Annotated in this window: 11 protein-coding genes; 9 read left to right on the top strand and 2 right to left on the bottom strand. The window is 41.7% G+C overall.

Annotated elements, in window-relative coordinates; translation table 11 throughout:
- Positions 1-384: 384 nt before the first annotated feature.
- Both PASHI_RS02345 and ubiG read right to left on the bottom strand, forming a co-directional pair.
- The gene (locus PASHI_RS02345) at positions 385-1,059 is read right to left on the bottom strand and encodes an HAD family hydrolase (RefSeq protein WP_062564457.1); all 675 of its coding nucleotides are present in this window, start codon (positions 1,057-1,059) and stop codon (positions 385-387) included.
- On the bottom strand, positions 1,059-1,769 hold the full coding sequence (ubiG, locus tag PASHI_RS02340; RefSeq protein WP_058585083.1) for a bifunctional 2-polyprenyl-6-hydroxyphenol methylase/3-demethylubiquinol 3-O-methyltransferase UbiG: 711 nt from the start codon (positions 1,767-1,769) through the stop codon (positions 1,059-1,061). Before ubiG ends, PASHI_RS02345 begins: the two co-directional genes overlap by 1 nt.
- A gap of 176 nt (positions 1,770-1,945) precedes the next feature.
- Here ubiG and gyrA point away from each other — a divergent pair, with 176 nt between their 5' ends.
- The 9 genes from gyrA (at position 1,946) to pyrF (ending at position 12,192) form a co-directional block, all read left to right on the top strand.
- Entirely contained in the window at positions 1,946-4,642 is a 2,697-nt protein-coding gene (gyrA, locus tag PASHI_RS02335) for a DNA topoisomerase (ATP-hydrolyzing) subunit A (RefSeq protein WP_062564456.1), read from the top strand.
- Between the two features lie 69 nt (positions 4,643-4,711).
- Entirely contained in the window at positions 4,712-5,800 is a 1,089-nt protein-coding gene (serC, locus tag PASHI_RS02330; protein ID WP_058585081.1) for a 3-phosphoserine/phosphohydroxythreonine transaminase, read from the top strand.
- A 2-nt stretch (positions 5,801-5,802) separates the two neighbouring features.
- Positions 5,803-7,083, top strand: a complete 1,281-nt coding sequence (gene aroA, locus PASHI_RS02325) for a 3-phosphoshikimate 1-carboxyvinyltransferase (protein WP_062564455.1) — start codon at positions 5,803-5,805, stop codon at positions 7,081-7,083.
- A 104-nt stretch (positions 7,084-7,187) separates the two neighbouring features.
- On the top strand, positions 7,188-7,895 hold the full coding sequence (cmk, locus tag PASHI_RS02320; RefSeq protein WP_058585079.1) for a (d)CMP kinase: 708 nt from the start codon (positions 7,188-7,190) through the stop codon (positions 7,893-7,895).
- Positions 7,896-7,993: 98 nt separating this feature from the next.
- Complete coding sequence (gene rpsA, locus PASHI_RS02315; RefSeq protein ID WP_054551350.1) at positions 7,994-9,661, top strand: 30S ribosomal protein S1; 1,668 nt, start codon at positions 7,994-7,996, stop codon at positions 9,659-9,661.
- Positions 9,662-9,726: 65 nt separating this feature from the next.
- Positions 9,727-10,014: an integration host factor subunit beta gene (gene ihfB / locus PASHI_RS02310; protein WP_036968575.1), complete on the top strand. Its 288-nt coding sequence runs from the start codon at positions 9,727-9,729 to the stop codon at positions 10,012-10,014.
- Positions 10,015-10,034: 20 nt separating this feature from the next.
- A complete protein-coding gene (locus tag PASHI_RS02305) occupies positions 10,035-10,316 on the top strand; it encodes a lipopolysaccharide assembly protein LapA domain-containing protein (protein WP_054551349.1) in 282 nt (93 codons plus the stop codon).
- Positions 10,317-10,318: 2 nt separating this feature from the next.
- On the top strand, positions 10,319-11,455 hold the full coding sequence (gene lapB, locus PASHI_RS02300) for a lipopolysaccharide assembly protein LapB (protein WP_058585078.1): 1,137 nt from the start codon (positions 10,319-10,321) through the stop codon (positions 11,453-11,455).
- A 32-nt stretch (positions 11,456-11,487) separates the two neighbouring features.
- Complete coding sequence (gene pyrF, locus PASHI_RS02295) at positions 11,488-12,192, top strand: orotidine-5'-phosphate decarboxylase (protein WP_062564454.1); 705 nt, start codon at positions 11,488-11,490, stop codon at positions 12,190-12,192.
- Positions 12,193-12,514 lie beyond the last annotated feature (322 nt).

The raw sequence follows: 12,514 nt of genomic DNA, 5'->3' as shown, positions 1-12,514 counted from the left end.
CTGTATTCCTTGGGAAATTATAGTTGTAAAGACAAAGGTATTCTTTATGTAATTATTATTATTAAACGCCAGGGTGATCTAATTGAATAACATTTAGCCACAATATCTGGTGTTGTTTAAATTGCAGATCACAAGATAGTGTGGTCTGCGCTGTTTTGCAAGGGATAGAATTGCCCCATTTTGTGGATAACTATTGGATAAACGCATTGTGTTAGTGACCATTAACCTTTGAACATTCATAGACGACGAAATTTGTAGAAATCAACAAAAGATCCAGAAAATTTACCGTTTTTAAAAATAAATTTTGACTGATTTTTTTATCATCAATGAATGCTCAAAAGTAAATCAAATCACAATATATGGTGTTTCAGTTATCAAATAACACTATATATGGTTAAAACCATCAATCGGCGTTTGCCAATTGAAATCCGCTTGCCAGCCAAGTGCGGCATCTACACTGGGTATATAACCCCATAACGCTGTTGCGCTGTACATATTGGCCGCTTTTGCAGCTTGAATATCACGTTCAGCATCACCGATATACAAACAACGGCTCGGATCAACGTCTAAGATCTCAGCGGTGTGTAATAGTGGATCCGGTGATGGTTTTGACACTGCTAATGTATCGCCACTCACAACCGCCTTTGCATCACGCAAAGAGGGAATAGCTTGCACTAAGGGCTCAGTTAAAAAGCCGGGCTTATTAGTCATAATGCCCCACTTAATATTGTTTTGCTCAAGTGCAATTAAAAGCTGTTCTATGCCATTGAAACATTTACTGTTCACAGCAATATCTTCGGCGTAGTAGTCAAGAAGCTGCTGACGCAAGGCGAGTTGTTCAAGTTCAGGCCATTTATCACCAAAGCCCACTTCTAATAATGCATTTGCACCGTTAGAAGCTGCAGGGCGATAAACATGCTCAGCAACAGGCGCCACATTGGCATCTGCTAACACTCGGTTTAATGCACCACCTAAGTCATCCGCGGTATCGAGTAGTGTGCCATCTAAATCAAAGATAAACGCATCAAAATCGATAGAGGGTGCTTGCACACCACTCATCAGGCTAGTTTCTCAAAGTGCAGGATGTAATTAACACTTACATCATCATTTAAGCTGTACTGCTTAGAAAACGGGTTATAGTGAAGGCCGGTACTGGCGCGTACTTTTAATCCCGCTTCTTCTGCCCATGCAATAAGCTGTGCAGGTTTGATAAACTTTTTATGATCATGTGTACCTTCAGGTACCATTTTCAAAAGCTTTTCAGCACCGACAATAGCAAACAAATAAGCTTTTGGTGTTTTATTTAATGTTGAAAAGAATACATCGGCGCCCGGTTTAGCAAGCTCAGCGACAGCACGAATAATAGAAGCAGGGTCAGGAACATGCTCAAGCATTTCCATACAAGTCACTACATCAAAGCGAGCAGGGTGCTCAGCAGCAAATTGCTCTGCAGGTACTTTTATATAATCAACAGGTACGCCTGTTTCTAAACTATGTAACTTAGCAACGGTAAGTGGCTCTTGACCCATATCGATGCCGGTTACTTTAGCGCCCATACGCGCCATACTTTCACTTAAGATGCCGCCACCACAGCCAACATCTAAGGTTTCCTTATCAAATAGGCCGCCTACTTTATCAGCGACAAAATCCAAACGTAGAGGATTTATTTCATGAAGGGGTTTGAACTCTCCGTCGCGGTCCCACCAACGTTCTGCGATGGCTTCAAACTTTGCAATTTCTGCATTATCTACATTTTGATGCTCGGTCATAAAAAACTTCCTCGTTAATCTGAGGCCATTATATAGGGGGAAATTAATAAATCGCAAAGATTTAGCGCCTGTAAATCTAAATAAATTGTGATAGCATGGTCTGGAAATAATAACTAAAGCTCTTAAGACGGCGGTTTGCCTCTTAATGAGTCAATACTGAAGGAATGTGAAATCAAATGACTGATCTCGCCAATGAAATTCTGCCAGTCAATATTGAAGATGAATTAAAAAACTCCTACCTTGATTACGCAATGAGTGTAATCGTAGGACGTGCATTGCCAGACGTACGTGACGGCTTAAAGCCAGTTCACCGCCGCGTTCTGTTTGCAATGAACGAACTCAATAATGATTGGAATAAACCTTACAAGAAATCAGCACGTGTTGTTGGTGATGTAATCGGTAAGTACCACCCACATGGCGACAGCGCGGTATATGACACTATCGTTCGTATGGCGCAGCCTTTCTCATTACGCTACATGCTTGTTGATGGCCAAGGTAACTTTGGTTCTGTTGACGGTGACTCTGCGGCAGCAATGCGTTATACGGAAGTCCGTATGGCGAAAATGTCACATGAATTATTAGCTGATTTAGAAAAAGAAACGGTTGATTACGTACCTAACTACGACGGTACTGAGCAAATTCCTGACGTATTACCTACTAAAGTACCTAACTTATTAGTAAATGGTTCTTCAGGTATCGCGGTTGGTATGGCGACAAACATTCCACCTCATAACTTAACAGAAGTTATCAATGGTTGTTTAGCGCTTATTCAAAACCCTGATATGTCAATTGCTGACCTTATTGAATATATCCCAGGTCCAGATTTCCCGACTGCGGCGATTATCAATGGTAAAAAAGGCATTGAGCAAGCGTACTTAACCGGCCGTGGTAAAGTATATATCCGTGCTCGCGCTGAAATCGAAGTTGACGAAAAAACCGGTCGTGAAACAATCATCGTTCACGAAATCCCTTATCAAGTTAACAAAGCTCGCCTTATTGAAAAGATTGCAGAGCTTGTTAAAGATAAGAAGATTGAAGGTATTAGCGCACTACGTGACGAATCAGATAAAGACGGTATGCGTATCGTTATCGAAATCAAACGTGGTGATGTTGGTGAAGTAATCTTAAACAACCTATATGCACAAACTCAGTTACAAACTGTGTTTGGTATGAACATGGTTGCACTTGATAACAACCAACCTAAGTGTTTCAACTTAAAAGAAATGCTTGAAGCGTTTATCGTACACCGCCGTGAAGTTGTTACACGTCGTACCGTATTTGATTTACGTAAAGCCCGTGACCGTGCTCATACGCTTGAAGGCTTAGCGATTGCCCTTGCGAATATCGACCCAATTATCGAACTTATTCGTAAGTCACCAACACCAGCAGAAGCAAAAGCTGCACTAACAGCACGTCCTTGGGAACTAGGCACTGTTAAAGCAATGCTTGAAAAAGCAGGTGAAGATAACGTAGCACGTCCTGATTGGTTAGCGGCTGATTTAGGTATCCGTGACGGTCAGTACTATTTATCTGAGCAACAAGCACAAGCAATCCTAGACCTACGTTTACACAAACTAACAGGTCTTGAGCATGAGAAGATCTTAGACGAGTACCAAAACTTACTTGATCTAATTGCTGAGCTTTTACATATTCTTTCAAGCCCAGAGCGTCTAATGGAAGTTATCCGCGACGAGCTAGTAGAAATTAAAGAGCAATATGGTGACGAACGTCGTACTGAAATCAGTGCAGCTGCTCACGATATTAGCCTTGAAGACCTAATCAATGAAGAAGACGTTGTTGTAACGCTTTCTCATGAAGGTTACGTTAAGTATCAACCATTATCTGACTACGAAGCACAGCGTCGTGGTGGTAAAGGTAAATCAGCAACGAAGATGAAAGATGAAGACTTCATCGAACGTCTATTAGTTGCTAACACGCACGATACAATCTTATGTTTCTCAACAGCAGGTCGCTTATACTGGTTGAAAGTATATCAGTTACCATTAGCAAGCCGTGCAGCGCGTGGTAAGCCAATTGTTAACTTATTACCTCTTGAAGCTGATGAACGTATTACTGCTATCTTACCAGTACGTGAGTACGAAGAAGATAAATACATCTTCATGGCAACAGCGTTTGGTACGGTTAAGAAAACACCACTCACAGCATACAGCCGTCAACGTGCGAGCGGTATCATCGCAGTTAACCTAAATGAAGGCGATAGCCTAATTGGTGTTGATATCACTGATGGCACGAATGAAATCATGCTATTCACTGATGCTGGTAAAGTTGTTCGCTTTAAAGAAGCAGAAGAGACAGAAGTTGTTGATGAAAATGGTAACCCAGTTCTAGACGAAAACGGTAACCCAGAAATCCGCTTCAAAGGTGTACGTCCAATGGGTCGTACAGCAACAGGTGTTCGTGGTATTAAGATGGCTGACGACCAACGCGTTGTGTCGTTAATCGTACCTAAGTCAGATGGTGCAATCCTAACTGTGACAGAAAACGGTTACGGTAAGCGTACAGCACTTGAAGATTACCCATCGAAAAGCCGTGCAACACAAGGTGTTGTATCAATCAAAGTAAGCGAGCGTAATGGCGCTGTGGTTGGTGCAGTACAAGTTGACGATAACGACGAAATCATGATTATCTCGAATCGCGGTACCTTAGTACGTACCCGTGTAAACGAGGTTTCTACGGTTGGTCGTAACACTCAAGGCGTTATTTTGATACGAACTATTGACGAAGAGCAAGTAGTTGGTTTACAACGTATCGAAGAAATCGAAGTTGATGAGCTTGAAGCCATCGAAGGCGAGGCCGTTGAAGTAGTCGATACCAATACTGAAGAAACGGGTGATAACCCACCTTCAGAATAACATTGATTTAAAAAGCGGCTTCGGCCGCTTTTTTTATCCGCACTATAATTACTGGAATGAGGCAAAGTAATGACTAAGTATAATTTTTGTGCAGGACCGGCAATGCTACCGCCGGCAGTTATGCAAAAAGCACAAAAAGAATTTATAGATTGGCAAGGTTTAGGTGTCTCTGTGATGGAAATTAGCCATCGCAGCAGCGACTTTTTAGCGCTTACCACTAAATGTGAAGCAAGCCTGCGTCGTTTAATGAATATTAGCGATGAGTTTGAAGTGTTATTTATGCACGGCGGTGGCCGTGGTCAATTCAGTGCTGTACCACTGAACCTTCACCTTGATGATAAGCCAGCTGTGTACTGTGAAAACGGTGTATGGTCTAAAGGGGCTACTTCAGAAGCGGCAAAATTCACAGCAGTTGAAAGCATCAATGTACGTGATGATGAGCAGCAAAATGGCCAGTTCTCTATAAAACCAGCAAGCAGTTGGGAATTACCTGCTGATGCGTCTTACATTCACTATTGTCCGAATGAAACCGTAGATGGCATAGAAATTTTTGACGTACCATCACACCCATCAGCACCGATTGTGGCTGATATGTCATCGACTATTTTATCGCGCGAGTTTGACGTAAATCAGTTTGATCTTATTTACGCTGGCGCACAAAAGAATATTGGCCCATCTGGTTTATCGATTGTTATTGTTCGCAAAACGCTTCTTGAGCGTGAAGGTCTTGCAAAGCCAGGTATTCTTGATTACGCCTTAGAAGCAAAACAAGGCAGCATGTATAACACACCACCGACATTCGCGTGGTACTTAGCTGCTGAAGTATTTGAATGGCTTGAAGCAAACGGCGGCGTTAAAGCGATGGAAGAACAAAACATCGCAAAAGCAGAACTTCTTTACAACTACATTGATAGCTCAGATTTTTACAGCAACAAAGTTGCTAAGCATTGCCGTTCGCGTATGAACGTACCGTTTTGGCTAAACGACGAATCTCTGAATGATAAATTCATTAGTGAGTCAAAAGAAGCTGGCTTATTAGCCCTTGAAGGTCACCGTATTGTCGGTGGTATGCGCGCAAGCATTTATAATGCGATGCCACTTGAAGGTGTTCAAGCCTTGGTTAATTTTATGGAAAAATTCGCCAAGGAGAACAGCTAATTATGGAACAGCTTCGTCTTGAACCGATTACAAAGGTAAATGGTAGTGTGACACTACCTGGCTCAAAAAGCTTATCAAACCGTATCTTGTTACTAGCTGCTCTTGCTGAGGGCACAACGGTTGTTGAAAACCTACTAGATAGTGATGATATTCGTCACATGCTAGGTGCATTAAATCTTTTAGGCGTAAATGTATCGCTTAATGAAGATAAAACAGTGGCCACCGTAGAGGGTGTTGCAGGTAAATTTAAAACCCCAAGCGAGCCTTTATTTTTAGGTAATGCCGGTACAGCTTATCGTCCACTGACAGCGGTTTTAGCTGCTGTAGATGGCGAGTACCAGCTGGTGGGCGAGCCTCGTATGGAAGAGCGTCCAATCGGCCATTTGGTTGATGCACTGCAAGCTCTGGGTGGTGATGTTGAATACCTTAAGCATAAAGATTACCCACCACTGGCCATAAAAGGCGGCAAAATCAACGGTGGTAAAGTTGAAATTGATGGCAGCATTTCTAGCCAGTTCTTAACAGCGTTACTAATGGCAGCGCCATTATTTAATGGCGATACAGAAATCACCATTAAAGGCACGCTGGTATCAAAGCCATACATTGATATTACCCTAGATGTAATGAAGCGTTTTGGCGTTACAGTAAGCCATGACAATTACGAAACATTTTACGTTGAAGGCTGTCAGCAGTATCAAGCACTTGAGCGCATTATGGTTGAAGGTGATGCATCAAGCGCCTCTTATTTTGTTGCGGCGGCTGCAATAGCAGGTGGCGAAATTGAAATTAACGGGGTAGGTGCGGCATCTGTTCAAGGTGATATTGGTTTTGCCAAAGTTATGGAGCAAGTAGGCGCCAAAATCGATTGGTATGATGAAAAGCTGGTGGTTCGTAAAGGCGAACTAAACGCGGTCGATATTGATGCCAATGCAATCCCTGATGCGGCAATGACACTAGCCACTGTTGCGCTTTTTGCTAAAGGTAAAACAGCTATTCGTAATATCTATAACTGGCGTGTAAAAGAAACAGATCGCTTATATGCCATGGCGACTGAGCTTCGTAAAGTTGGTGCAGAAGTGGTTGAAGGTGAAGATTTCATCGAAATTACACCACCAGAAACATTTAACGATGTAGCGATTGATACCTATAACGATCACCGTATTGCCATGTGTTTTGCAATGGTTGCCGTTGGCGGAAAGCCGATAACCATTAACGATCCTAAGTGTACATACAAAACTTTTCCAACGTTTTTCAAAGTACTAGAGTCTGTTTCAAGTCAATAAAACAGAAGAAAATATAAAAAGTTACATTCTAAATGCGGATCTATTTCTAGAACTGGCGTATAATATCGCGGTTTTATTTTGGTGTGCATTGCAGGAGGTTATAAATGCAGGCGTTATCAATGCCCGTAATCACCATCGATGGCCCAAGTGGTTCAGGTAAAGGAACTGTTTGTCGCTTGTTAGCCGAGAAATTAGGTTGGGATGTATTAGACAGTGGAGCGATTTACCGTGTGCTGTCACTTGCAGCGCTTCATCATCAAATTGAACTAGATAATGAAGATGCACTAGTTCCGCTAGCTGCAAACTTAGATGTACAGTTTTTGGTCGATAGCCAAACGCATACTTCTAAAATTGTCTTGGAAGGCGAAGACGTCACAACCACAATTCGTAACGAAGAAGTGGGTGCTGCGGCATCAAAAATTGCTGCATTACCACGGGTGAGAGAAGCATTATTACGTCGTCAACGTGCGTTTCGTACTGAGAGCGGCTTAATTGCCGATGGTCGTGACATGGGCACAGTTGTGTTCCCAGATGCACCATTGAAGATTTATTTAACCGCATCAGCTGAAGAGCGCGCTCGTCGTCGCTTTGCTGAGTTGAACGAACGCGGTCTTGATGTTACACTAAGTGGTCTACTTGAGGACATAAAAGCTCGCGATCACCGTGATATGACGCGTGAAGTTGCGCCGCTTGTTCCTGCAGAAGACGCCATTGAGCTTGATACTAGCGAGCTTAATGCAATGCAAGTGTTTGATAAAGTAGTAACTTTACTCGACGAAGCAGTACTTGCAGGAAAGCTTCCAAAAGCTTAAAAGTAATTTATTAAGGTACCGGCAGGAAGCTAGTGCTATTTTAACAACCCCATGCAGCATGGTTGCTAATTGGTTATTTAATTATTTAGAGACGTATAATGTCAGAAAATTTTGCGCAGTTATTTGAAGAAAGCCTTAAGGGTTTTGAAGCAGAGCAAGGCTCTATCGTTAAAGGTACTGTTATCTCAATCGAGAACAACATCGTACTTGTTGATGCTGGTCTTAAATCTGAAAGTGCAATCCCTGCTGAGCAATTCAAAAATGCTGCTGGTGAACTAGAAGTTGCTGTTGGCGACGAAGTAGATGTTGCTTTAGACGCAATCGAAGACGGTTTCGGTGAAACTATCCTTTCTCGTGAGAAAGCGAAGCGTCACGAAGCGTGGATCCGCTTAGAAAAAGCATGTGAAGAGCAAGAGACTGTTACTGGTGTTATCAACGGTAAAGTTAAAGGCGGTTTCACTGTTGAAGTTGATTCAATCCGTGCCTTCCTACCTGGTTCACTTGTTGATGTTCGTCCAGTACGTGACACAACTCACCTTGAAGGTAAAGAGCTTGAGTTCAAAGTAATCAAGCTTGACCAAAAACGTAACAACGTTGTTGTTTCTCGCCGTGCAGTTATCGAATCAGAGAACTCACAAGAGCGTGAAGAACTTCTTGCTAACCTTGTTGAAGGTCAAGAAGTTAAAGGTATCGTTAAGAACCTTACTGACTACGGTGCGTTCGTTGACCTTGGTGGTGTTGACGGTCTACTACACATCACAGACATGGCGTGGAAGCGTGTTAAGCACCCTTCAGAAATCGTTAATGTTGGCGACGAAATCGCAGTTAAAGTTCTTAAATTCGACAAAGAAAAGACTCGTGTATCTCTAGGCCTTAAACAGCTTGGCGAAGATCCATGGGCAGCTATCGCTGGTCGTTACCCAGAAGGTTCTAAGCTTTCTGGTCGTGTAACTAACCTTACTGACTACGGTTGTTTCGTTGAAATCGAAGAAGGCGTAGAAGGTCTAGTACACGTTTCTGAAATGGATTGGACTAACAAGAACATCCACCCTTCAAAAGTTGTTTCACTAGGTGACACTGTTGAAGTTATGGTTCTTGAAATCGACGAAGAGCGTCGTCGTATTTCTCTTGGTCTTAAGCAATGTATTGCTAACCCATGGCAAGAATTTGCTCGTCTACAAAACAAAGGCGACCAAGTTACTGGTAAGATCAAATCAATCACTGACTTCGGTATCTTCATCGGTCTTGAAGGCGGTATTGACGGTCTTGTTCACCTTTCAGACATTTCTTGGAACACGCCAGGCGAAGAAGCTGTACGTGAATTCAAGAAAGGCGACGAAATCACTGCTATCGTATTACAAGTTGACCCAGAGCGTGAGCGTATCTCTCTAGGCGTTAAACAAATCGAAGCTGACCCATTCAATAACTACCTGGACGCAAACAAAAAAGGTGCTATTGTTAAAGGTAAAGTGACTGAAGTTGATGCGAAAGGCGCAACTGTTGAGCTAATCGAAGGCGTTGAAGGTTACATCCGTGTAGCTGATATCGCTCAAGAGCGTGTTGAAGATGCTACTACTGTAGTTTCTGCAGGCGACGAAATCGAAGCGAAATACGTTGGTGTTGATCGTAAGAACCGCACTTTAAGCTTATCTGTTAAAGCTCTTTTCGAAGCAGAAGAGAAAGAAGTACTAGAGAAGCTTAAGAAAGAAGAGCCAGCGTTCGAAAACGCTATGGCTGCAGCATTCAAAAATGCTCAAAAAGACTAATATCTAGTCTTTTAAAATTGGAAGGGCAGTTTTGCCCTTCCTTTACCACTCTTTAAGGAAACGCTATGACTAAGTCAGAATTGATAGAACAACTTGCCGAGCAACACGCACACATCCCTGTGAAAGATGTTGAAAATGCCGTTAAAGAAATTCTTGAACAAATGGCCGGCTCATTATCTAGCTCAGATCGCATCGAGATCCGTGGCTTTGGAAGTTTCTCATTGCATTATCGTTCTCCTCGCACAGGTCGTAATCCAAAGACTGGCGAAACAGTTGAGTTAGACGGTAAGCACGTACCACATTTTAAACCAGGTAAAGAATTACGTGACCGCGTAAATGCGAGTATTGCCTAGTTTTATACAGGAGTAGTTACTTGTTTAGGGTATTAAAAATTGTATTAATTGCGCTGTGTTTATTTATTGCGTTTGTACTTGGTTCACAGAATCCACAATTGGTGCAAATCAATTATTTAATCGCCAGTAATACTTTGCCCCTAGCTGTTGTAATAAGTATCTGCTTTATTTTAGGTGTCGCAATTGGTTGTTTTATAAGCTTTACACTGTTTTCTCAGTTAAAGTGGCAAAATTATCGCTTAAAGAAAAAATTAGCGCCTGAAAAAAACAATAAAAAGCTTGTTGCTAATAAAGACACCTAATCATGATTGAGCTTCTGTTTTTACTTTTACCCGTTGCAGCCGGTTACGGTTGGATAATGGGTAAAAACAGCGCTAAAAACCAAGCTCATCAGCTTAATCGCCAAATTACCTCTGAATATTCTAAAGGCCTTAAATTTCTCCTAGACAGAGAAGAAGACCAAGGCTTAGAGCACCTTATTAATCTACTCGAAGTTGCCGCTGATTCTGTTGAACACTATTCAACGCTTGCAACTATGTTCCGCCGCCGAGGCGAACTTGACCGCGCCATTAAAATTCATGAACTGCTATTAAAACATCCAAGTCTTGATGAGCAACAAGCTGCAACCAGCCGCTTAGAACTTGCTGAAGATTACATTATGGCAGGCTTGTTAGATGGTGCAGAAGAGCATTTAGTATGGCTTGTTAAGGCAGGCTATAAAGAAGCCTTAGAGCCAATTATTAATCTTTATTCACAAACCCGTGAATGGGAAAAGGGCATTAACATGTACGAGGCCCACAGTGAGTTATTCACTAAACCTCAGCATGTAAAAGCGATTGCCAATTTTTATTGTGAAGCAGCCTTACAAGACAATGATACGCAAATTATGCGTAAAGCCATTAGCTTAAACCATAAAGCCATTCGCCCGTTGTATGAGCTTGGCCATAGTGCTTTCACCAAAGAAGATTATGTAAAAGCAATTTACTACTGGCGCGAGCTTATTAGCCAATTCACGTTTTTTGCGCCGGTGTTTATTGAAGAATTAGCGCTCAGTTATCAAAAGCTAAACTTAACGCATCAGTTTTACGAATTGCTCAATGAACTGCTCGATAAAGGTGGCGTATTAATAAAAATAAAACACTGCCAAGCTTTACTTGAGCAAGGCCATATCGAGCAAGCAATCAAATTTTTAACGGATAGTTTAAAGCGTCATCCGACTATTCGTGGCTTTAGCTTCTTATTACAGCTACTAGCTAAACAAAACAACGATATTAAAGATGTACTCGATCAAATTGATAAGCTAGTAACGTCTTATATCGCAACCAAACCTGATTTTCAGTGCCAACACTGTGGCTTTACCAGTCATACCATTTATTGGGTATGTCCATCTTGTAAGCACTGGGAAACAATTGTTCCAAGCCGTGGCATAGACGGTTTTTAATTCATATTAGTCCATTAGTTTTTAGGAAAGTTATGTCTGTCGAAGATTCAAAAAAAGTATTAATTGCCCTTGATTATGATGATCAACAAACAGCTCTTGCGTTTGTAAAGCAATTATCGCCTGATACGTGTCGCCTTAAAGTAGGCAAAGAAATGTTCACGTATTTCGGTCCTAGCTTTGTTAAGGAACTAATCGACTTAGGTTTTGATGTATTCTTAGACCTAAAATTTCACGATATTCCAAACACAGTAGCTAAAGCTGTAACCGCAGCTGCAAAAATGGGTGTATGGATGGTTAACGTGCATGCCTCAGGTGGCGTTGAAATGATGACTAAAGCAAAACAAGCTTTAGAGCAGTTTGGTGATGATGCTCCATTACTGATTGCAGTAACTGTACTAACTAGTATGGATGCCGCTGAGCTTACTCGTTTAGGTGTAGATAAAACGCCAGAAGAGCAAGTCATTTATCTAGCAAAACTTGCCAAAGAGTCAGGCCTTGACGGGGTAGTGTGCTCAGCACAAGAAGCGAAAAAGCTAAAAGCAGAACTTGGCGCAGACTTTAAACTGGTTACTCCGGGTATTCGCCCTGCAGGCAGCGATGCAGGCGACCAAAAACGTATCATGACACCAAAACAAGCCGTTGAAGATGGTAGCGACTATTTAGTTGTAGGCCGCCCAATCACCCAATCGGCAGACCCAGTTGCAACACTAAAAGAAATTAATGACTCACTAAAATAACCTCGTTATTTTAAAGTAGTCTTTAAAGAGCATTGTAAGCGTGATTTATTGCGCTATATACAATGCTCTTTTTGTTTTTGGGGCAACCTCACAATACTTAATCTGGTGAATTCCCTAGAACTCTAGCGATCAAAAAGTGTTTATAAAGATTGGCTAAATATCATGTTGAAACAACTGTTAAACTGCTCTTTTCATATATATCAATGAAAGTGAACGTTGCGATCAGATTACTCATTTTAATTTGACTTTGATGTCTTAAAAAACTTCGTGGTAGTAATAACTTAGGGAATTTGTTAAAAATATAGAAACCAGATAATTGGCG

Source organism: Pseudoalteromonas shioyasakiensis (genome assembly GCF_001550135.1).
GTDB lineage: Bacteria > Pseudomonadota > Gammaproteobacteria > Enterobacterales > Alteromonadaceae > Pseudoalteromonas > Pseudoalteromonas shioyasakiensis.
Note: the sequence above shows the minus strand (reverse complement) of the source record. Positions and strands in the feature narration are given on the sequence as shown.

Excerpts from the sequence above, each read along its gene's own strand:
- cmk (WP_058585079.1), top strand. The coding sequence starts at position 7,188 with ATGCAGGCGTTATCAATGCCCGTAATCACCATCGATGGCCCAAGTGGT.
- gyrA (WP_062564456.1), top strand. The coding sequence starts at position 1,946 with ATGACTGATCTCGCCAATGAAATTCTGCCAGTCAATATTGAAGATGAA.
- lapB (WP_058585078.1), top strand. The coding sequence starts at position 10,319 with ATGATTGAGCTTCTGTTTTTACTTTTACCCGTTGCAGCCGGTTACGGT.
- rpsA (WP_054551350.1), top strand. The coding sequence starts at position 7,994 with ATGTCAGAAAATTTTGCGCAGTTATTTGAAGAAAGCCTTAAGGGTTTT.
- aroA (WP_062564455.1), top strand. The coding sequence starts at position 5,803 with ATGGAACAGCTTCGTCTTGAACCGATTACAAAGGTAAATGGTAGTGTG.
- ihfB (WP_036968575.1), top strand. The coding sequence starts at position 9,727 with ATGACTAAGTCAGAATTGATAGAACAACTTGCCGAGCAACACGCACAC.
- PASHI_RS02345 (WP_062564457.1), bottom strand. The coding sequence starts at position 1,059 with ATGAGTGGTGTGCAAGCACCCTCTATCGATTTTGATGCGTTTATCTTT.
- ubiG (WP_058585083.1), bottom strand. The coding sequence starts at position 1,769 with ATGACCGAGCATCAAAATGTAGATAATGCAGAAATTGCAAAGTTTGAA.
- pyrF (WP_062564454.1), top strand. The coding sequence starts at position 11,488 with ATGTCTGTCGAAGATTCAAAAAAAGTATTAATTGCCCTTGATTATGAT.
- serC (WP_058585081.1), top strand. The coding sequence starts at position 4,712 with ATGACTAAGTATAATTTTTGTGCAGGACCGGCAATGCTACCGCCGGCA.